The sequence below is a fragment of the Actinoplanes sp. M2I2 genome (genome assembly GCF_023544445.1).
Lineage (GTDB): Bacteria > Actinomycetota > Actinomycetes > Mycobacteriales > Micromonosporaceae > Actinoplanes.
Genome location: NZ_JALPVJ010000001.1, coordinates 613019 through 634111, shown reverse-complemented (window position 1 = coordinate 634111; position 21093 = coordinate 613019). Strand labels below are relative to the sequence as shown.

Sequence of the window (21093 nt, the reverse complement as noted above, 5' to 3'; positions counted from 1 at the left end):
CAACCGGGTGAGCCTTCGTTGATCCGTTGCCGTTCCCCTTCCGTATCTCTGGCTGTCAGGGGGGCCCGACGTAAACGGAATTGGAGGAGATTGACGTGTCCGCCGTCGATCGCTTGTCCCGCCGCAGCCGCCTGACCGCGGTGGCGATCACCGCCCTGGCCCTCGTGCTGCTCGAGCCGAGCGTGGCCCGGGCCGAGCCCGGAGTGCCGCTACCGCCGAACGGGCTCATCAAGGACACCGGCACGGGGGATGTCGCCGCCGCGGACCGCGACTTCGCCGTGAAGGTACGCCTGGCCGGACTGTGGGAGATCCCGGCCGGCGAGATGGCCCAGGAGAAGTCGGACGATCCCCGGATCAAGGCCATCGGCCGCGACATCGCCGCCCAGCACGTCGTGCTGGACAAGATGGTCCGGGACGCGGCGCGCAAGCTCACCATCAAGCTGCCCGACAAGCCCAACGCCGACCAGCAGAGCTGGCTGGCCGAGATGCGCGACGCCGAGGGCGAGGAGTTCGACCAGATCTACATCGACCGGCTCCGGGCCGCCCACGGCAAGATCTTCCCGGCCATCGCGACGATCCGGACGAGCACCCGCAACGACACGATCCGCAAGCTGGCCCAGCGGGCCAACCAGTTCGTCATGACCCACCTGACCCTGCTCGAGAGCAGCAACCTGGTCGACTACGCGGCCCTGCCCACGGCGCCGCCGCCGGCCCCGGCCGCCGCCGCCGCTGCGGGAACCGGCGGCGGCGCGGGCCCGGCGCTGTCCGCGGTCGGGCAGACCACCTCCGCCTCCACGGTCAACCTGCCGCTGGTCGGTGGCCTGCTGGCCGTGATCGTCGGCCTGGCGTTCTTCGTCGGCCGCAGCCTGCTGACCGACCCGCGACGCCGGCGCCGCCGCTACCGATCCCGGTACTGAGAACGCGCCGCCTGGGGTAAGAGACGTCCATGGACCCCAGGCTGGTCGTCTTCCCGTTCTCGACGGGGCGTGGCCGGCCGCCGGTCAGCCTCGAGCCCGGCGTACAGGACGCGGTGGTGAAGGCCCTGGAGGAGGGCGGCACGAGCGATCCCCGCATCGACGAACGGGCGCGCCGGCTCGCCGGGTGGGAGGTGAAGCGGGCCTGGTTCATCGTGCTCACCGGCGCCGGCGCGGTGACCCAGGCGGGTGGCGCGATTTTCCGCGTCGTGACGGGCAACGACGACTGGTTCCAGGTGGGACTGTCCGCCACGCTGGCTTTCTCGTTCGCCGGGACCTGCTGGGCGGCCGTGCGGAGCCGGCGGCGTGCTCTGCGCTATCTGGCGGGCCGCTGAGCCCGCACGTCACCGGGCAACGTAGGCCCACGCGACGCCACCCGAGGCGAGTGCCGCCTCGACCCGGCGGTAGTCGTCGACCTCGTACTCGTCGGCCCGGCGCAACTCTTCGTCGGTGAGCTCGAAGACCGAGCCGTCGACGGTGTCGTCCGGCGATCCGGTGACCAGGATGGGATGGTGGCTCTCGCCGCTCAACGCCACCACCTCGGCATCGGCGATTTCCAGCATCTCGAGGCGGAAGCCGACGAGGCGGTCCGCCCGGCCGGCCAACGTACGCCCGAAGGTGGCTTTCTGCACGGCCGGGTCGCGCAGGGTGCCGTACGAGAAGAGCAGCGGCATCAGAAACGCACGTCCTCGGGTGCGTCGGTCGTCGGCAGGCCCGCCGCCAGCCACGCCTCGACGCCCCCGGCCAGGTCGGTCGCGTTGGTCAGGCCCACGGCCTGCAGGCTGGCCGCGGCCAGGCTGGAGCTGTAGCCCTGCCGGCAGACCACCACGATCACCCGGTGGGGGTCGCCGGCCTCCGGGATGCGGTTGGGCGACGCCGGATCGAGGCGCCACTCCAGCACCGTACGGTCGATGACGATCGCGCCGGGCAGCCGGCCCTGGCTCTCCCGCTGGACGTCGGTGCGGGTGTCCACCAGCAGCGCGCCGGCCGCGACGGCGGCCCGCGTCTCGTGCGGGTCCAGCCGTCGCAGGCCTTCGCGAGCCCGGGCCAGCAGGGCGTCCACGCCCCGGAGGTCGACAGTAGTCACCCGGCGATCATGCCGGGTGCCGCGGAAGTCCGCACGCCGATCGGCCGCCCGGGCCGACGCTGCTCACTCGATCTCGTACGCCAGGTTGGGGCGCAGCCAGCGCTCGACCTCGTCGACCGGCATGCCCCGGCGCCGGGCATAGTCGGTGATCTGGTCCTTGCCGAGCCGGCCGACGGTGAAGTAGCGCGACTGCGGGTGGGCGAAGATCAGACCGCTGACGGCGGCGGCGGGCATCATCGCGTACGACTCGGTGAGCCCCACGCCGATCTCGGACGTCCCGAGCAGCTCGAAGAGGTCCTTCTTCTCGCTGTGGTCGGGGCTGGCCGGGTAGCCCAGGGCGGGCCGGATGCCCCGGAACCGCTCGGCGTGCAGGTCCTCGAGCACGGGCTGGGCGTCGGGCTCGAACCACTCGCGCCGGACCCGCAGGTGCAGGAACTCGGCGAACGCTTCGGCCAGCCGGTCGGCCAGCGCCTTGACCATGATCGCGCGGTAGTCGTCGTTGTCGGCCTCGTACTTGGCGGCCAGCTCGTCGGCGCCGTGGATCGCGACGGCGAAACCGCCCAGGTGGTCGGTCGCGCCGGCCGGCGCGACGTAGTCGGCCAGGCTGCGGTTGGCCCGGCCGGCCGGCTTCTGGGTCTGCTGGCGCAGCATCGGGAACGTGACGCCGTTGCCGAGCACGATGTCGTCGCCGTCGCTGTGCGCGGGCCAGATCGCGTAGCGCCCGCGGGCCTCGAACGAACCGTCGGTGATGATCTGGTCGAGCAGCGTGCCGGCGTCGTCGAACAGCTCCCGGGCGACCGGCTGCTCGAGGATCGCCGGATACTTGCCCTTGAGCTCCCAGGCCAGGAAGAGGAACTGCCAGTCGATCATCTCGCGCAGCTCGGCGATGGACGGCCGGACCTCCCGGACGCCGGTGAAGGCCGGCGTGGGCAGGTCGGTGAAGTCGACGGTCTCGCGGTTGGCCCGGGCCTGGTCGAGGGTGAGCAGGGCCTGGGAGCGCCGGTTGGCGTGCTGCTCGCGCAGCCGCTCCTGGTCGGCCCGGTTCGCCGTGTCGAGCCGATCGGCCCGGTCGGGCTCGAGCAGGTCGCTGACGACCCCGACGACCCGGGACGCGTCGAGCACGTGCACGGTCGAGCCGTCGTACGCTGGGGCGATGCGCACTGCCGTGTGCTGCTTGGACGTGGTGGCGCCGCCGATGAGCAGCGGCAGCTTGAGCCCGCGGCGCTGCATCTCGGCGCCGACCGAGACCATCTCGTCGAGCGACGGCGTGATCAGCCCGGACAGACCGATGACGTCGGCGCCCTCGCTGATCGCGGTGTCCAGGATCTTGGCCGCCGGCACCATCACGCCGAGGTCGATCACCTCGTAGTTGTTGCAGCCCAGGACCACGCCGACGATGTTCTTGCCGATGTCGTGGACGTCGCCCTTGACCGTGGCCAGCACGACCTTGCCCTGCCCGCGGTGGGCCTCGGCCCGGCCCTCGAGGCGGGCCTGCTCCTTCTCGGCCTCCATGAACGGCTCGAGGTAGGCCACCGACCGCTTCATGACCCGGGCGCTCTTGACCACCTGGGGCAGGAACATCTTGCCCGAGCCGAACAGGTCGCCGACCACCTTCATGCCGTCCATCAGCGGGCCCTCGATGACGTCGAGCGGCCGGGCGCTCTCCTTCCGGGCCTCCTCGGTGTCCGCCTCGATGAAGTCGACGATGCCGTGGACCAGCGCGTACGAGAGGCGCTCGGCGACCGGGTTGTCCCTCCACGAGAGGTCGACCTCGCGCTGCTTGCCCTTGCCGGTGACCGTGGACGCGAACGTCACCAGCCGGTCGGTGGCGTCCGGGCGGCGGTCGAACAGCACGTCCTCGACCAGCTCCAGCAGTTCGGCCGGGATGTCCTGGTAGACGGCGAGCTGACCGGCGTTGACGATGCCCATGTCGAGGCCCGCCTGGACCGCGTAGAACAGGAACGCCGAGTGCATCGCCTCGCGGACCACGTCGTTGCCGCGGAACGAGAACGACAGGTTGGAGATGCCGCCGCTGGTGCGGGCGCCCGGGCACCGCTCCTTGATCAGCGGCAGCGCCTCGATGAACGCCTTGGCGTAGCCGTTGTGCTCGGCGATGCCGGTCGCGACGGCCAGCACGTTGGGGTCGAAGATGATGTCGCCGGGCGCGAAGCCGGCCTCGTTGACCAGCAGGTCGTAGGCGCGCCCGCAGATGCTGACCTTGCGGTCGCGGGTGTCGGCCTGGCCCTGCTCGTCGAAGGCCATCACCACCACGCCGGCGCCGAAGTCGCGGATGCGGCGGGCCTGGGCCAGGAACTGCTCCTCGCCCTCCTTGAGGCTGATCGAGTTGACCACGCCCTTGCCCTGCACGCACTTGAGCCCGGCCTCGAGCACGGTCCACTTGGAGCTGTCGACCATGACCGGGATGCGGGCGACCTCGGGCTCGGTGGCGATCAGGTTGAGGAAGGTGGTCATCGCCTGCTCGCTGTCGAGCAGGTCGGCGTCCATGTTGACGTCGAGCAGGTTGGCGCCGCCGCGCACCTGGTCGAGCGCGACGGCGACCGCGCCCTGGTAGTCGTCGGCCTCGATGAGCCGGCGGAACTTGGCCGAGCCGGTCACGTTGGTCCGCTCGCCGATCATGACGAAGCCGGTGTCCGGGCCGATCTCGAACGGCTCCAGGCCGCTGAACCGGGTCGTCTCGCCGGGCGGCGCGATGTCTCGCGGCTTGGCCTCGCGCACCGCCTGGGCGACCCGGCCGATGTGGGCCGGGGTGGTGCCGCAGCAACCGCCGACGATGTTGACCAGGCCGCTCTCGGCGAACTCCTGGATCAGGCCGGCGGTCTCGGCCGGGGTCTGGTCGTAGCCGCCGAACGCGTTGGGCAGCCCGGCGTTCGGGTGCGAGGCGACATAGACGTTGGAGAGGCGGGCCAGCTCGGCCACGTGCGGGCGCATCTCGGCCGCGCCGAGCGAGCAGTTCACGCCGACGACCAGCGGCTCGGCCCGCTCGATGGAGCGCCAGAACGCCTCGACGGTCTGGCCGCTGAGCGTGCGGCCGGACAGGTCGACGATCGTCACCGAGATCCACAGCGGCAGCTCGGGCGCCACCTCACGGGCCGCGGCGATGGCGGCCTTCGCGTTGAGCGTGTCGAAGATCGTCTCGACCAGCAGCAGGTCGACGCCGCCCTCGGCCAGGGCGGCGATCTGCTCGGCGTACGCGGCCTTGACCTGGTCGAAGGTGACCGCGCGGTAGGCCGGGTCGTCGACCTTGGGCGACAGCGACAGGGTCACGTTGAGCGGACCGACCGAGCCGGCGACGAACCGGCCGCCCGCCTCGTCGGCGGCCTGCCGGGCCAGCTGGGCGCCGCGGATGTTCATCTCGCGCACGTACGACTCCAGGCCGTAGTCGGCCTGGGCGATGCTCGTCGCGGTGAACGTGTTGGTGGTGGTGATGTCGGCGCCGGCGGCCAGATATTGCCGGTGGACGTCGAGGATCACGTCGGGCCGGGTGAGGATGAGCAGGTCGGGGTCGCCCGTGACGTCCTGCTCGTGGTCGGGGCCGATCAGGTCGCCCCGGTAGTCCTCGGGGGTGAGCTGGGCCCCCTGCAGCATCGTGCCCCACGCTCCGTCGAGCACCAGGATGCGCTCGTTCAACAGGCGCTTGAGCTCCGCGATACGTCCGCTTCGTCCGAGATCTGTTTCCACACCGACCACCTCCGGTTCAACGGAGGCGCCCTTGGTCGGTTTCCACCGAGCGAGCGTGGCGGGTGTCACCCCGTTGCAGCGCCTCTCGCTTCGGACCCACCAAGCTACCCGATTTTCGTTGCCGCCTCCTCGCGGAAGCCAACTGCTGAGACGTCGCGTCGTTCACCTCGGTGGCTATTTCGCGTCGACATAGGCCTCCACCACGGCGACGTCGAGCGGGAAGCGCACGGTGGTGGCGCCGAACAGCAGCCGCCCGGCCTGCTCGGCGCACTCGTGGACGGCCGCCACGACCTCGTCGGTCTGCTCGGCCGGGCAGTGCACGACCACCTCGTCGTGCACGAACAGCACCATCTCGGCCTTGCTGCCCTCGAGCGCGGTGCGCAGCGTGGCCAGCAGGACGAGAGCCCACTCGGCGGCGGTCGCCTGGACCACGAAGTTGCGGGTGAAGCGGCCCCGGGCCCGGCCGGAGGCGCCCACGGGCTCGGCCTCCTCGGGCGGGTCGAGCCCGGCATCCCGCCAGGCGGTGGCCGACGGCGGGCAGGTGCGGCCCAGCCAGGAACGGACGATCCCGCCGGCCTCGCCCACCCGGGCCGCGTGCTCGACGAACTCGAACGCGGTCGGATAGTGCCGGCGCAGCACGGCGAGCGCGGGGACGGCGGAGCCGCCGGTCTGCCCGTACATGGCGCCGAGCAGCGCGATCTTGGCCTTGGCGCGGTCGCCGTCGAACGAGTCGGTGGCGAGAGCGGCGTAGAGGTCGCCGGCCGCGGCCGCGTCGGCCAGCCGCTGGTCGCCCGAGATGGCGGCGAGCACCCGCGGCTCGAGCTGACCGGCGTCGGCGACCACGAACCGCCACCCCGGGTCGGCCACGACGGCCCGGCGCACCGCCTTGGGCACCTGCAGGGCGCCGCCGCCGCGGGTGGCCCAGCGACCGCTGACGACGCCCCCGGGCACGTACTCCGGCCGGAAGCGTCCCTCGATCACCCAGGCGTCGCACCAGGACCACCCGTGGGCCGTCCAGATGCGGTAGAGCTCCTTGTATTCCAGCAGGGGCCGCACCGCCGGGTGATCGACCTGCTTGAGCACCCAGGCACGCGTGTTGGGCACGTCGACCCCGGCCCGGGCGAAGGCCCGGACGACCTCGGCCGGCGAATCGGGGTGCAGTCCCCGGGTGCCGAAGGCCGCGTTGATCTCGGCTGACAGCTCGGCCAGGCGGCGGGGCGGCCCGACCGGCTGGGGCGGGCCGAGCAACTCGCGCAACAACTCGTCGTGCAGGTCGGCCCGCCACGGCAGACCGGTGTGGCCCATCTCGGCCCCGACCAGCGCGCCGGCCGACTCGGCCGCGACGAGCAGCCGGAACCGGCCCGGGTGCTCGGTCCGGGCCAGGCGGGCCAGCTGATCGGCGTAGACCTCGCGCACGACCTCGATGGCCACGCTGGCCGAGTGGTCACCTGACGTCTCGAACAGCGACGCCTGGGCGAACCCGGGCGGCTCGGCCACCCGCGGCGGCGGATCGGGCGGAACCGGCAGCCCGTGCAGCCGGGCGTGGGCCGCGGCCGGCGACCGCGGCTCGCCCCAGCGCCCGGCATGGCCCGAGAGCAGCGCCTCGGTCAGCTCGAGATCGTGACAGCGGGCCACCCGCACCCCGGCCCGCAGCAGGGCCGGGTAGAGATCGGCGGTGGCCGGCCAGACCCAGCGCGGGTGGTCGGCCGCCTCCCGCTCGCCGATCGCCGCGGCCAGGTCGGCGGTGTGCCCGACGGGCCCGGCGGCCGTGCCGTCGGCGCGCAGGTCGAGCAGGCGGCCCCCTCGACCGCCCGCATCCGCCACCACCGCTGTCAGCACCCGGTCATTGTCGCCCGGAGGTACGACACTTTGCGGCGGCCCCGGGCCGACATGCGGCCGGCGCGGGCCGGGCATGCGGGAACGTCGTGGCCGGGAACGGCCGCACCGGTCAGGATGGTCGGCATGACCGACACACTGACCGTGGCTGTTCTCGGCACCGGCATCATGGGGGCCGCGATGGCCCGGAACCTCCTCAAGGCCGGACACACCGTACGGGTCTGGAACCGCAGTGCCGACAAGGCCGCGGCGCTAGCCGGCGACGGCGCAGTGCCGGTGGAGAGCGCGGCCGAGGCCGTCCGGGACGCCGACGTGATGCTCACCATGCTCTACGACGGGGCGGCCGTCAGCGAGGTGATGGACGAGGCCCTGCCGGCCGTCAGATCCGGGGCGCTGTGGATGCAGTCGACCACCGTGAGCCTCGACGACGTCGACCGGCTCGCCGCCCGGGCCGCCGAGCACGGGCTCGCCTTCTACGACGCGCCGGTGCTGGGCACCCGCCAACCGGCCGAGGCCGGGCAGCTCACCGTGCTCGCGGCCGGCCCGGGCGAGCGGCGCGAGGAGCTGACGCCGATCGTCGAGGCCGTCGGCAGCCGCACCGTGTGGCTCGACCGGCCCGGCGACGCGACCCGGCTCAAGCTCGTGGCCAACAGCTGGGTGCTGGCCCTGACCCACGCCGGCGCCGAGACCCTCTCGCTGGCCGAGGCGCTGGGCGTCGACCCGGACAGGTTCTTCCAGCTCATCGAGGGGGGTCCGCTCGACAACGGCTACCTGCGGGCCAAGGTGGGCCTGATGCGGAGCGACCAGCTGTCCCCGGCCAGCTTCGCCGTGACCACGGCCGAGAAGGACGCCCGCCTCATCGCCGAGGCCGGCCGGCGGCACGGCGTCCGGCTGGACCTGGTCGAGGCCGGGGCCGAACGGTTCCGACGGGCCGCCGACCAGGGCCACGGCGACAAGGACATGGCGGCTACGTACTACGCCAGTTTCGACAAGTAACGCCGGTCAGATGCCGATCTCGGCCAGGTCGTCCGACGTGAGCGTCAGCTCGGACGCCTGGGCCGAGTCGCGGATCGTCTCGGGCCGGCTGGCTCCGGGGATCGGCACCACGACCGGCGACTTGGCCAGATGCCAGGCCAGGCAGACGCGCTGCGGGCTCACCCCGTGGCGCTCGGCCACCCGGGCGAAGGCGTCGGCCCGCCCGCCGAGCTCGGACGCCTTGCTGATGCCACCCAGCGGCGACCAGGGCAGGAACGCGATGCCCAGCTCGTCGCAGAGCCGCAGCTCGGGCTCGGACGACAGGAACGCCGGCGAGAACTGGTTCTGCACCGAGGCCAGCCGCCCACCGAGGATCTCCTGCGCCTGGCGGATCTGCTCCGGGTCGGCGTTCGAGATGCCGGCCAGCCGGATCTTGCCCGCGTCGAGCAGGTCGCGGATCGCGCCCACCGACTCGGCGTACGGAACCTCGGGGTCGGGACGGTGGAACTGGTAGAGCCCGATCGTCTCGACGCCGAGCCGCTTGAGCGACGCCTCGCACGCCTGCTTCAGATAGTCGGGCGAGCCGTTCAGCGTCCAGCTGCCGTCGCCCGGGCGCAGGTGCCCGCCCTTGGTGGCGACGAGCACGTCGGAGGTGTCCCCGCCGTAGGTGGCCAGCGCACGGGCGATCAGCGTCTCGTTGTGGCCGACCTCGTCGGCGTGGATGTGGTAGGCGTCGGCGGTGTCGATCAGCGTGATGCCCGCGTCGAGCGCGGCGTGGATCGTGCGGATCGAACGGTCCTCGTCCGGCCGGCCCTCGATCGACATCGGCATGCCGCCGAGACCGATCGCGCTCACCGTCACGTCACCGATGCGGCGACTCTGCATGGTCAAACCCTTCCTTCGCGCGTACGGGGCACGCGCCCCTGACCTCATCCTGGTACCCCACCGGCCGGAGAACATCCGGACCCGGGCGGACGGGGAATCGACTAGCATTGCCGCGTTTCCAACGGCGACGGCATAAACGAGGCGACATGCGGTGGTTCCGGCGCGGTTCGGGCAGAGACAAGACTCCCGGCCTCGAGCAGGCCCTGGTCGAGGACGTGCGGGGGCGTTTCGGCCCGCACCTGCCCGGGTCTTTCCCCGACCAGGCCGACGCGGTCGTCGCGGTGCTGGCCGGGGACGACGGGGTGGTCGCGGCCGCGGCGATCCTGCGGGAGTTCGCCGACGCCGCGTACGCCGACCTGCGCGCGCAGGCGGCCGAGCTGTCCCGGCGCACCGGTTACGCGTTCCCGGTCGACCGGGCCAACTACCGCCCGCTGTGGCGGGACACGCAGGGCGGGCTGCGGTGGCCGCTGTTCACGCTGCCGTGCCGGCTCCACCCGTACATCCAGGTCAGCGCGGCCGCCACGGTGGTCGGGACCGAGGCCAAGCGGGTCGTGCGCCAGCTCGACGCGCATCCGCTGCTGGCTCACGTCTTCGAGATCCTCGACCTGACCGTCGACGGCTGGGAGTTCGGCCGCGTCCGCCCGGACACCGACGGCGCGACCCTGGCCCACCGGCTGATCGTGACGGCTCGCGACCTGCGCGCCGCGATGAGCGACGAGCCCCCGCTCCCCCAGCCGGTCCGCGAGCTCATGCGCCGCAACAACACCGTCGAGGTGTACGACCCGGCCTCGCCCCGGGTGGTCGCCGGCTTCAACCCCGGCAAGGAGATGCGCGAGGCGCTGCTGGCGTGAGAGCGGCCACGGTTTGCCGCCGCCCGGATCGGACAACCGCAGAGGCATGAGCGAAGAGACGCGGGTGGCCGTGCTGGGCCTCGGCATCATGGGCGCGGCGATGGCCGGCAACCTGGTCGCGGCTGGACTGCCCACCACCGTGTGGAACCGCACGCCGAAACCGCTGCCGGGAGCCACGGTGGCCGCCTCGCCCGCCGAGGCCGTCGCCGGGGCCGACGTGGTGATCACCATGCTCTCCACGCCCGAGGCGGTGACCGAGGTGATGGTCGCCCGCGGCACGCTGGAGTCCCTCGCCCCCGGCGCCGTCTGGGCCCAGATGGGCACGATCGGGCTCGACGCGACGGCCGCCCTGGCCGGTCAGGCGCCGGACGGGGTGCTCTTCGTGGACGCTCCCGTCTCGGGCAGCAGCGGCCCGGCGCGGGCCGGCCGGCTGCTCATCCTGGCCTCGGGCCCCGACGCGGCTCGCCGACGGGTCGAGCAGCCGTTCGCCGCCATCGGCCGGGAGACCCTCTGGCTGGGGCCGGCCGGCCGCGGCAGCGCCATGAAGCTCGCGATCAACGCCTACATGTCCGTGCTGATCGAGGGGGTCGCCGAAGCGCTGCGGCTCGCCACCGAGCTGGGCCTCGACCCAGCCGATCTCGACCGGGCCATCGAGGGCGGCCCGCTGGACGCCCCGATCGCCGACGCCAAGCTGCACAAGATGCAGAGCGGCGACTACTCGCCCGAGTTTCCCCTGGAGTGGGCGCTCAAAGACGTCGACCTGGCCGTCGCGGCGGCCGGCGCCGACCGCTTGCCGCTGCTGCGGGCGCTGTCGCAGCAATGGCACAAGGCGGTCGGCGAGGGGCACGGCCGCGAGGACGTGAGCGCGGCGCGGCTGGCCCTCTGACCCCAGGCAGATCTCCACCCGTGGTCCGATGCCTCCAACCGAATCCCCCGGGAGACTGGCCCGGTGAGATTCCGTTGGATAGCAGCCGGTGTCGTCGCCCTCCTCGTGGTGGCCGCCGGCGGCCTGGCCGTCGCCTACCCGTCGGTCGCGGCGACGACCTGTCCCGGCTGCTACGGCCTGACCCGGGTGGCCGACGGCCTCTGGAGCGAGCGTGACCTCAGCACCGCCCGCAAGGATCAGCTGACCGCTCTTGCGGCCGACGCCCGCCGCCGGGTCGGTGACTTCTACGGCGGCCGCCGGTCCGACCCGCGGCTCGTCGCCTGCTACACCGATGAGTGCTACGACCGCATCGGTGGCGGCGGCGAGAAGGGCATCGCCGTGCTCAACCGCGCCGTCATGCTGTCGCCCCGCGGTCTCGACGTCGTCATCGCCGCCCACGAGATGTCCCACGTCGAGCTGCACGAACGGCTCGACGCCGAGGTCCCGCAGTGGTTCGACGAGGGCCTGGCCGTCGTCGTCTCGGACGATCCCCGCTACCTGGGCGAGCATTGCCCCCCACCCGGCAAGACCTCCCAGCCCGACGAGGCGCTGCCCAACGAGGCACCCTCCAACGAGGCACCCTCCAACGAGGCACTGTCCAACGAGCCGCTGCCCGGCACGCTGTCCGACTGGCTCACCGCCGCGAGCGCCGACCCGCAGGTGTACTCCCGGGCCGGGTGCCGGGTCAGCCGGTGGCTCGAAGCGAACGGCGGACCACCGGCCGCGATCAAACTCATCGATGATCTCAACCGCGGCGAACCGTTCCCGGCGCTACGGTGAGGGGCATGACGCTGCGCGAGACGCCACCGTTCCGGGCCGACCACGTCGGCAGTCTGCTCCGCCCCGCCCGGCTGCTCGAGGCCCGCGAGCGCCGCGCCACCGGCGAGATCGACGCCGACGAGTTGCGCGCCGTCGAGGACGACGCGATCCGCGACGTCGTGCGCATGCAACGCGACGCCGGCCTCCGCTCGGCCACCGACGGCGAGTTCCGCCGCACCTCGTGGCACATGGACTTCATCTATCGCCTGGGCGGCATCCACCCCACCGACGACAAGATCCAGGTGCACTTCCGCAACGCCGAGGGCGAGATCGACTTCGAGTCCGCGGCGCTCGCCGTCGACGGGCCGATCCGCCTCACCGAGACCATCTTCGGCGACGACTTCGCCTTCCTGCAGTCCATCGTGGACACCGAGGTGACCGCCAAGCTGACCATCCCGTCGCCCAGCATGGTCCACTACCGCGGCGGCCGGGCCGCGATCGACCCGGCCGTCTACCCCGACCAGGACCAGTTCTGGGCCGATCTGAGCGCCGCGTACGCCGAGCAGGTGCGCCGGGTGGCCGATCTGGGCTGCCGCTACCTGCAGCTGGACGACACCAGCCTGGCCTACCTGAACGACCCGGCCCAGCGCCGCCTGCTCACCGAGCGCGGCGACGACGCCGACCACCAGCACCTGCGCTACATCCGCCAGATCAACGCCGCGATCGCCGACCGCCCCGAGGGCCTGGCCGTGACCACCCACATGTGCCGCGGCAACTTCCGCTCGTCCTGGACAGCCGAGGGCGGCTACGACTTCGTCGCCGAGGCCCTGTTCAGCGAACTGGCCGTCGACGGCTTCTTCCTGGAGTACGACGACGACCGTTCCGGCGACTTCGCCCCGCTGCGCTTCGTCCCACCCGGCAAGCAGGTAGTCCTGGGCCTGGTCACCACCAAGCGCGGCGCCCTCGAGTCCAAGGACACCCTGAAGCGCCGCATCGACGAGGCCGCCCGATACGTCCCCCTGGACCAGCTCTGCCTCTCCCCCCAGTGCGGCTTCTCCTCCACGGTCGAAGGCAACGTCCTCACCTACGACGAGCAGGTAGCCAAACTGACCCTCATAGCCGAAACAGCCCAGGAAGTCTGGGGCTGACCCCCACTCCGACCCCCACTTCCAGACCCCACACCCAACACCGCACTTCCAGCCCCGGCGCCGTACTCGCCCAACGCCGACCGGTCCATCGCCGCGCCGCGCGCGGCCAGCCCAGCCACACTTCCAGCCCCGACGCCGCGCACCCCGACGCCGCGCACCCGACGCCGCAGCTTCCGGACCCCACAACCGACGCCGCAACACACCAGCACCGGCGCCGTGTCAGTCGCGGATGAGCCGCTCAACCTGCCGTCCGAGCAAGGCCCCTCCCGGCGCTGCGGCAACCGGTGCCCCAGCCTCAGTAGCAGACGAGCCGTGCCCAGCCCGACCTTCGAGTTCCGACCGCCCGGACACGGCCGCCGCCCAGCCCGCCGCCCAGCAAGAAGCACGCCACCCAGCAAGAGCACGCACCCGGCGAACGAGACCGCCCGGCGCAACCATGAGCGCCGTGACGATTGTGGTGGCGCTTCAACCCGACCCACGCGGCAGCTGCTGACCCGGTGGGGAGGCATGCTGCCCGTGAATCCGACGAGCACCGCGCAGCCCACGCAGGACGCCACCCAGGCGGCGCTGACGGAGGTGTCGCCGACCCCTCGCCGAGTCAGCTGTCGCTGACCTCGCAAGCTTGCCGTCGGAACCCGACCTGTCCCGGCCGAAAGCGGCACTGTCCGGCCGACAGCGGCACTGCCCCGCCAACAGCGGCACTACCCGGCCGACAGCGGCACTGCCCGGCCAACAGCGGCACAGTCCGGCACAGCGGCAGGCCCAGCGTCGCTCTTCCGCTCGCGGACGTGCGAGCCCGAGCCGCAACCCCCGCCCAACGACGCACCGAGTCCAGCCGCCGCCCAGCGAACGCGGTTCACCCCGCCCCAGCCAGCCGCGGTGACCCAACGCCCAACCGCGACATGCTGACCGCAACCGGCACGGTCCGGCTCCCTTGACCCACCACCCAGGCCCGCCCGCCCAAGCCAACACGCAGTCCGGTGACCACAACGCGGCAGCCAGACCCCAAACCCGCCAGGTGACCGCCACCCCAACCAGGCAATGAGCAGCCGGCGACCCATCCCCAAGCCGCCACCGGCGACCCCGCAAGGGTGGGGCCGAGGGTGGCCAAGCACGGCCATAGACGCTTTACGGACGAGCTTGGCCACCCTCGGCCCCACCCGTCCACCGCAACAAGACCCCCACGCAGCAAACGGCTCCCCCCGAACCCCGGGAGGAGCCGCTGAGCGACCTACTTGACGGCCCCAGCCGTAAGCCCAGACTGAATCTGCCGCTGGAAGATCCCGTACACGATGATCATCGGAAGGATCGTGAGGACCAGAGCGGCGAAGAGCGTCGACCACTCGGCCTGATACCCCGCCGACACGCTGATCTGGGCGATGCCCTGGGTGAGCAGCAGCTTCTGATCCGCCCCAGGCCCGCTCATGATGACCACCGGCAGCAGGTACTGGTTCCACTGCCCGACGATGTTGAAGATCGTGATGCTGACCAGCCCCGACCGGGCCATCGGCATCATGATCTGGAAGAACTTGCGGACGTGGGACGCGCCGTCGACGGTCGCCGCCTCCTCGATCTCGTACGGCAGCGACTTGAAGAACGCGGCCAGGAAGAAGATCGTGAAGGGTAGCGAGTACGCGATGTACACCAGGATCAAGCCCGTGAACGAGCCGAGCAGCCCCATCCCCTTGAGGATGTAGAACAGCGGCGCCAGCGCCATGAACGTCGGGAACGCCAACCCCGAGACGAACAGATAGTAGATCGCCCGGTTGCCGAAGAACTTGTAGCGGGCCAGCACGTACGCGGCCATCGAGCCGAACAGCATCGTGCCGGCCGTGCTGATCAGCACCACGAAGACGCTGTTGATGAAGTAGCGGCCGATGTGTGCGTCGGTCCACGCGTCGGCGTAGGTGCTGAACGAGAAGCTGGCCGGCAGCGCGAACGGCTTGCCCAGGAAGATCTCGGTGTTGCTCTTGAACGACGCGAGCAGCACCCAGAGCAGTGGACCGGCCGTGACCAGGGCCCACACGATCAGGGCCACGTGCGCGAGGCCGTTGAACGCCTTGAACTCGCGCCGGCTGTCGGGCTTGCGGCCCGCGCTCTTGGAGGCGCCGACGGGTCCGGCGGTCGGAACGGCGTCCGTGCCGGGAGTGCTGGTGATGTTGGTCATCGCCTCGCCTCTCAGGCTTCGAGGGACTCGCGACGAGTGACCCGCAGGGTCAGCGCGGCGAAGGTCAGGGTCAGGAAGAAGAGAACCACGCCCAGCGCGGAGGCGTAACCGGCCTGCGAGAACTCGAAGGCGTTGCGGTAGATCATGAGGCTGAGGACCGACGTCGCGCCGTCCGGGCCGCCGCGGTCCACGGTCATGATGTTGACCAGGGCGAAGGCGTCGAAGGCGGCGATGCCGAGGTAGACCCACGCGACCTGGATGGTGTTCCAGAGCAGCGGGATCGTGATCTTGAAGAACAGGGTGACCCGGGTGGCGCCGTCGATCGCGGCCGCCTCGTACACCTCGGTCGGGATGTTGCCCATGCCGGCCGAGAACAGCACGACGTAGAAGCCGACCGCCTGCCAGACCAGCACGATCAGGATGCAGGCCATCGCGTAGCGCTCGTCGGCCAGGAACAGCCAGGGTGACCACGAGTCCGGGAACAGGCCGTTGAGCATGCCGCTCTTGTCCGGGCCGAACACCCGGCCGAAGATCACCGCCACGATCGCCAGGGCGAGCAGCTGCGGGAAGAAGAAGATGATCCGGTAGACCTTCGAGCCCCAGACGCCGCGGGTCACGCCGCCCTTCGAGCCGCCGCCGACGTTCAGCAAAAACGCGAAGACCAGCGCCAGGATGACCGTGATGATCGGCAGGAGCACGAGCAGGAACACGTTGTGTTTCAGCGACTGCCAGAAGGTCGTGTCGTCCAGCATCTTCCGGAAGTTGCCGAGGCCCACGAAGTTGGTCACCGGCCCGAGGCCGGACCACTCGTAGACCGACAGGTAGAACGCCTGAATGTACGCCCAGACCACGAAGGTCACGTAGAGCGCCACCGGCACGACAAGGAAGCCGATGATGAAGGGATACTTGCCGTGCCGCATGGCGTCTACCGTCCTGCCTTGTTGCTAGGTGCGGGTTACTTGGCGATCAGCTGCGGGTGAACTTGGTGACGGAGGAGTCCTTGGCGACAGCCTGGGACGCCTTCTCCATCCGGTCGCAGAACTTCGCCGCGTCGTAGTCCTTGAACATCAGGTCGTTGGCGGCGGCGCGGGACTCGTCGTCGAGCTTCTTGTACCAGGTGTCGAACAGGTAGCCCATGAAGATGTCCTTGCCGGCCTTCGTCACCGCGTCGTTGGCGCTGGTCAGACCGGGAGAGATGGTCTGGCCGTCGGCCGCGCCCGCGACCACGGTGAGCGACTTCGTGAGCTTCGTGAACTCCAGCGCCGCCTCCTTGGAGAGCATGGTGCGCAGGTACTCCTTGCCGCCCTGGGGGTTCTTGCCCTTGGCGGCGGCGAAGTAGATCTCGCCGGCGGCCGCGTTGATCGCGGTCGCCGGGAGCTGGTCGGCGCTGGTGACGCTCGGGTACGGGGCGAGCGCGTACTCGAAGCCGGCCGGGGTGTCCTTGGCCTGCTCGTTCTCGAGCCAGGAGCCGCAGGGGTAGAACGCGACCTTGTCCTGGTTCTGCTGGAGCTGGACCTCGGTGTGGCGCAGGCCGAGGAACGTCTTGTTGATGTACTTCTGGCCGATGCCCGCCCAGGCCGCGGCGGCCTGCTTGATGGCGTCGTTCGTCCAGGCGCCCGGCTTCAGGTTGTCGATGTCCTTGAGAACCTGCTCGGAGCCGATCTTGCCGGCGCTGGTGAGGATGGCCCGCACCATGTAGTACGACGCGTTCGCGCCCGCGTAGCCGAACGGCGTGATGCCGGCGGCCTTGATCTTGTCGAGAAGCGCGGTGAACTCGGTCCAGTTGGTGGCCGGGGTCCAGTTGTTCTTCTTGAACAGCGCGGCGTTGTACCAGAGACCGAAGACGGTGTACGAGTAGTTCACCGCGTACGGCTTGCCGTTGTAGCTGCCCTGCTCGATCGCGCCCGGCACCAGCGTGTCGGCCACGGTCTTGCCCTGGATGTCGAGCGACGGCGCCGCGAACAGGTCGGTCAGCTCGGCCGCCTGGCCGGCCTTGACCAGCGCGCCGAAGTCCATCAGCTTCGAGCCCGAGTTGTTGATCATGTCGGGCGGGCTGCCGGCGTTGATGCGGGGCTGGATGACCGTCGAGATCTCTTCGGCCTGCGAGTACGTGATCTTGGCTTCCGGCCACTTCTTGTTGAACAGCGGCGTGTCCACCTTGGTGGCGTAGTCGGTGCCCAGGCCGCCGTTGAAGATCACGATCTCGACGCCGGCCTTCGGGTCGATGCCGAGCGGGTTGTCCGCCGACTTCGTACCGGTGGCCTGCTCCGGGGCGTCCTCCTCGGAGCTGCCTACGCAGGCGCTGAGCATGCCCACGGCGGGGGTGGCCAGCAGACCGACGGCAGCCGCGCGACGCAGCAGCGTACGACGGTCCAGCTCGGGCTTGGTGAATATGTCGGTCACAGCATCTCCTCAGTGCTTGCCGTACTGCCTTACCGGTGTTGAGTCCTGATCATCCCTTGACGGCGCCGGCGGTGAGGCCGGTGGCGATATTGCGCTGGATGATGAGGAAGAAGATCACCACGGGAATCGAGGTGATGATCGCACCTGCCATGAGGGGCCCCCAGGCGGTACCGCGCGTTGTCTGGTTCTGCAGCAGCCAGGCCATCAGATTCTGCTTGTCCGGGCTGTTGAGCGTGTTGATGATGATGAATTCGTTCCAGGCCTGGATGAAGCCGTAGACGCTCGTGGCCACCAGTCCGGGGCCGGTGAGCGGCAGGATGATGCGCCAGAAGACCTGGGCCCGGGTGCAGCCGTCGATCATCGCCGCCTCGTCCAGCTCCCGGGGGATGCCGGAGATGAAGCCGCGAAGCGTCCAGACGGTGTAGGGCAGGATCAGCACGAGGTAGGTGATGCTCACACCGATCAAACTGTTGGTCAAGTTCGCGCTCTGCAGCATGAGGAAGAGCGGGATGAGCAACGACAGGAACGGGATGAGCTGCACCACGAGCACGACCAGGATGATCGCCTTGCGGCCGTAGAACGAGAACCGCGCGATCGACAACGCCCCGAGGAACCCCACGACCAGGGCGCCGGCCACCGCGAGCAGCGTGACGATGACGCCGTTGAGCATGTCGGTGAGGAACAGCGGGGCCTTGAAGGCGGAGATGAAGTTGTCGAGGGTCGGGCTGGTGGGCCAGAACGTCGGCTCCAGCGCCAGCACCTCGTCGGCCGGCTTGAACGCGGTGTTCAGCACCCAGTAGACCGGGAAGAGCATCAGCACCGAGAAGACGACGCCGGCCGTGTTGGCCAGGACGGTGCCGGTCCGGCTGCGGCCGACGGTGACGACGCCGTCGTCGGGCTTGGCCCGGCGGCGCCGGAGGGGGACGGTGGAGGCCGGCGCGGGAGCGGGCCTCGCTGCGGGAGCGACCATCAGTCCACCTCTCCGATCCTGAACATCTGCCGGATGTAGAAAATCATCACGCCGAGCATCAGCAGCACGGTGATCACCGCGATGGCCGAGCCGAGACTGTAGCGGGACTGACCGAACGCCTGCGTGTACGAGTAGGTCGCGAGCGTCTGGAACTGGGGCTCCGGGTGGCCGTCACGCAGCACCCAGGCCTGGGTGAACAGGCCGAAGTTCCAGATCACCGAGAGCGTGGTGACGATCATGATCAGCGGCTTCAGGATCGGCAGGACGATGGTGCGCAGCGCCTGCCAGGGGGTGGCGCCGTCGACCGTGGCCGCCTCGAGCAGCTCCTTGGGCACCTGGGTCAGGCCGGCGTTGAGCGTGATCGCCAGGAACGGGATGCCCGCCCACACCACCAGCATGGTGATGACGCCCCAGCCCTGCCAGGGGTTCACGAACCAGCTGTGGTTCTGGTAGTTCACGCCCGGCAGCTTGTCGATCAGGTAGTTCACGACACCGAAGTCGGAGTCGGTCATCCATCGGAAGATCTGGGCCGCGACCAGCTGCGGCAGGGCCCACACGAACATCATGGCGACGACCATGAACAGGCGGACGCCGCGGCTGACCCGGCGCATCAGCAGCGCGATGCTCAGGCCGAACAGCACGGAGATCAGGACCGAGACGAACGTGAAGGCCACCGTACGCCCGACGACCGCCCAGAAGACGCCGTCGGAGAGCACTCGGGTGTACTGGTCGAAGCCGACCCACGGGGGCGTGCGCCCGCTGAGCAGCTCGCGCAGGCGCATGTTCTGGAAGGACAGGACGACCATCCGGACCAGCGGGTAACCCAGCAGGCCGGCGATCAGCAGGAGTGCGGGTAGGGCGAGCAGCCACGGGGTACGGCCGTTCTCGCGCCGGCGGCGCTTGGGGGCGGCGTGACCGGTGACCCGGTTCTGCTGCGACCGGCCGGGGTCGCTCGACCGTCGGGTCGCCGGGGAGTCGACGACGGACATCGGCTTTCCCTCTCTGAAGGGGGTGGGCGAGCTGCCCGCCTCTGGCAAAGGCGGGCAGCCCGGCGGATGTCAGCTCTCGTTGAGCGTCGAGTTGAGCTGCTCGTCGGCCCACTTGGCCCCGTCAGCCACCGACTTCTTGCCGGTCAGGATGTCGGTCAGCATCGTCTGCAGCACCGCGCCCTTCTCGACGTCGGCCCACTTCTCGGCGTTCGGCGGGAACCAGCTGTTCTTCGCGGCCAGCGCGGCCGGCGCGATCTTCGGGTTGTCCGCGGCCGCCTTGTCGAGCAGCGCGGTCGCGTTCGGCAGCGCGTTGGCCTTGACCAGCCCGGCCATCGAGGTGCTGTCGGTGAAGGCCTTGACCCACTGGGCGGCCAGTTCCTTGTTCTGGCTCTTCTCGGGGATGCCGAGGTTCGAGCCGCCCAGGAACGACGGGATCTCCGGCATCGGCGCGGCGGCCAGCTTGCCCTTGACCTTGGTCGCCACCAGCGGCGAGTTCGGGTCGTTGGGGTCCTTCTTGGTCTCCTCGGCCGAGCCCTGCTCCCAGGCGTTGCCGTAGAACATCGCCGCGGTGCCCTGGGCGAACGTGTTGGCCTGGTCGTTCTCGTTCTTGGTGGGGTCGGCCTTCGAGTACTTCTTGGCCAGGTCGACCCAGCGCTGCAGGCCCTCGATCGAGGCCGGCTGTGAGAGCTGGCCGACCCACTTGTCGCCGTCCTGCTTGGCGATCTCGCCACCGGTCGACTTGACCCAGCTCATCGCCGCGTACCAGTACTGGCCCGGCATGTAGACGGCGCCGAACTTGCTGTTGGCCTTCTCGGCCGTCTGCACCTTGTCGGCGGCCGACAGGAACTCGTCGTACGTCTTGGGGGCCTCGGCGATGCCGGCCTTCTTGAGCAGGTCGGTGCGGTAGATCAGCACGCGCGCGCCGGCGTAGTAGGGCACGCAGTAGGTCTGGCCCTCGAAGTCACAGGCGCCCTTGAGGCCCTGCAGCCAGGAGCCCGAGTTCTCGTAGTCGGCCGGGTTGATCGCCCCGAACGCGCCGCTGAAGACGTACTTGGGGAACTCGGTGTTGCCCAGCTCGACGACGTCGGGAACGTCGCTGCCGGCCAGGGTCGCGTCCAGCTTGGTCAGGTGGTTGGCCCACTGCTGGTACTCGACGTTGACCTGTGCGCCGGTGGCGTCGGTGAACCGCTTGCTCGCGTCGTCGACGACGCTCTTCCAGGCGGTCTGAGCGTCGACCATCAGCCAGACCTTGAGGGTCTTGCCGGTGCCGTCGACCTTGCCGGAAGCCGAGGTGGTAGGGGCGTCTTCGTCGTTCGAGCCGCAGGCTGCGGCGCCGAGCAGCGTCGCAGCGATGGCCGCGGCGGCCGCGATCTTGCGCTTCACGCTTCCTCCAGGGAGTTATGTCTTGCACAGGTTTCAGGTGGG

18 protein-coding genes are annotated in these 21093 nt (G+C 70.4%); 7 read left to right on the top strand and 11 right to left on the bottom strand.

Annotated features, from left to right (window positions below):
- Positions 1–95 precede the first annotated feature (95 nt).
- Together HJC40_RS03020 and HJC40_RS03015 are read left to right on the top strand one after the other, a co-directional pair.
- Positions 96–917 carry a DUF4142 domain-containing protein gene (locus tag HJC40_RS03020; protein ID WP_308200829.1) on the top strand — a complete coding sequence of 274 codons (822 nt, stop codon included), beginning with the start codon at positions 96–98 and terminating at the stop codon, positions 915–917.
- A gap of 29 nt (positions 918–946) precedes the next feature.
- Entirely contained in the window at positions 947–1309 is a 363-nt protein-coding gene (locus HJC40_RS03015; protein WP_249998054.1) for a hypothetical protein, read from the top strand.
- Positions 1310–1318: 9 nt separating this feature from the next.
- Here HJC40_RS03015 and HJC40_RS03010 read toward each other — a convergent pair whose 3' ends face one another.
- From HJC40_RS03010 to HJC40_RS02995, 4 genes are all read right to left on the bottom strand, one after another.
- Positions 1319–1648: a gamma-glutamylcyclotransferase family protein gene (locus HJC40_RS03010; protein ID WP_249998053.1), complete on the bottom strand. Its 330-nt coding sequence runs from the start codon at positions 1646–1648 to the stop codon at positions 1319–1321.
- Positions 1648–2061 carry a rhodanese-like domain-containing protein gene (locus HJC40_RS03005; protein ID WP_249998052.1) on the bottom strand — a complete coding sequence of 138 codons (414 nt, stop codon included), beginning with the start codon at positions 2059–2061 and terminating at the stop codon, positions 1648–1650. Before HJC40_RS03005 ends, HJC40_RS03010 begins: the two co-directional genes overlap by 1 nt.
- Before the next feature lie 63 nt (positions 2062–2124).
- The gene (gene metH / locus HJC40_RS03000; RefSeq protein WP_249998224.1) at positions 2125–5709 is read right to left on the bottom strand and encodes a methionine synthase; all 3585 of its coding nucleotides are present in this window, start codon (positions 5707–5709) and stop codon (positions 2125–2127) included.
- A 225-nt stretch (positions 5710–5934) separates the two neighbouring features.
- The gene (locus HJC40_RS02995) at positions 5935–7599 is read right to left on the bottom strand and encodes a bifunctional 3'-5' exonuclease/DNA polymerase (protein ID WP_249998051.1); all 1665 of its coding nucleotides are present in this window, start codon (positions 7597–7599) and stop codon (positions 5935–5937) included.
- 123 nt (positions 7600–7722) lie between these two features.
- Between HJC40_RS02995 and HJC40_RS02990 the strand changes: the two genes are divergently transcribed.
- Positions 7723–8592, top strand: coding sequence for an NAD(P)-dependent oxidoreductase (locus HJC40_RS02990; RefSeq protein ID WP_249998050.1), 870 nt, complete (start codon positions 7723–7725; stop codon positions 8590–8592).
- A 6-nt stretch (positions 8593–8598) separates the two neighbouring features.
- Here the strand turns inward: HJC40_RS02990 and HJC40_RS02985 are convergent, their stop codons facing one another.
- Entirely contained in the window at positions 8599–9456 is an 858-nt protein-coding gene (locus tag HJC40_RS02985) for an aldo/keto reductase (RefSeq protein ID WP_249998049.1), read from the bottom strand.
- Between the two features lie 146 nt (positions 9457–9602).
- Between HJC40_RS02985 and HJC40_RS02980 the strand changes: the two genes are divergently transcribed.
- The 4 genes from HJC40_RS02980 (at position 9603) to HJC40_RS02965 (ending at position 13139) form a co-directional block, all read left to right on the top strand.
- Complete coding sequence (locus tag HJC40_RS02980) at positions 9603–10307, top strand: hypothetical protein (protein WP_249998048.1); 705 nt, start codon at positions 9603–9605, stop codon at positions 10305–10307.
- Between the two features lie 46 nt (positions 10308–10353).
- Positions 10354–11193 carry an NAD(P)-dependent oxidoreductase gene (locus HJC40_RS02975; protein WP_249998047.1) on the top strand — a complete coding sequence of 280 codons (840 nt, stop codon included), beginning with the start codon at positions 10354–10356 and terminating at the stop codon, positions 11191–11193.
- Positions 11194–11256: 63 nt separating this feature from the next.
- A complete protein-coding gene (locus tag HJC40_RS02970) occupies positions 11257–12012 on the top strand; it encodes a hypothetical protein (RefSeq protein ID WP_249998046.1) in 756 nt (251 codons plus the stop codon).
- 5 nt (positions 12013–12017) lie between these two features.
- Complete coding sequence (locus tag HJC40_RS02965; RefSeq protein ID WP_249998045.1) at positions 12018–13139, top strand: 5-methyltetrahydropteroyltriglutamate--homocysteine S-methyltransferase; 1122 nt, start codon at positions 12018–12020, stop codon at positions 13137–13139.
- Between the two features lie 1231 nt (positions 13140–14370).
- Here HJC40_RS02965 and HJC40_RS02960 read toward each other — a convergent pair.
- The 6 genes from HJC40_RS02960 to HJC40_RS02935 form a co-directional block, all read right to left on the bottom strand.
- Complete coding sequence (locus HJC40_RS02960) at positions 14371–15306, bottom strand: carbohydrate ABC transporter permease (RefSeq protein ID WP_249998044.1); 936 nt, start codon at positions 15304–15306, stop codon at positions 14371–14373.
- An 11-nt stretch (positions 15307–15317) separates the two neighbouring features.
- Positions 15318–16226, bottom strand: a complete 909-nt coding sequence (locus tag HJC40_RS02955; protein WP_249998043.1) for a carbohydrate ABC transporter permease — start codon at positions 16224–16226, stop codon at positions 15318–15320.
- Between the two features lie 46 nt (positions 16227–16272).
- A complete protein-coding gene (gene ngcE / locus HJC40_RS02950; RefSeq protein ID WP_249998042.1) occupies positions 16273–17709 on the bottom strand; it encodes an N-acetylglucosamine/diacetylchitobiose ABC transporter substrate-binding protein in 1437 nt (478 codons plus the stop codon).
- A 49-nt stretch (positions 17710–17758) separates the two neighbouring features.
- On the bottom strand, positions 17759–18679 hold the full coding sequence (locus tag HJC40_RS02945) for a carbohydrate ABC transporter permease (RefSeq protein ID WP_249998041.1): 921 nt from the start codon (positions 18677–18679) through the stop codon (positions 17759–17761).
- Entirely contained in the window at positions 18679–19668 is a 990-nt protein-coding gene (locus tag HJC40_RS02940; RefSeq protein ID WP_249998040.1) for a carbohydrate ABC transporter permease, read from the bottom strand. The genes HJC40_RS02945 and HJC40_RS02940 overlap by 1 nt, the downstream gene beginning before the upstream one ends.
- A 69-nt stretch (positions 19669–19737) precedes the next feature.
- Positions 19738–21051 carry an extracellular solute-binding protein gene (locus HJC40_RS02935; RefSeq protein WP_249998039.1) on the bottom strand — a complete coding sequence of 438 codons (1314 nt, stop codon included), beginning with the start codon at positions 21049–21051 and terminating at the stop codon, positions 19738–19740.
- Positions 21052–21093 lie beyond the last annotated feature (42 nt).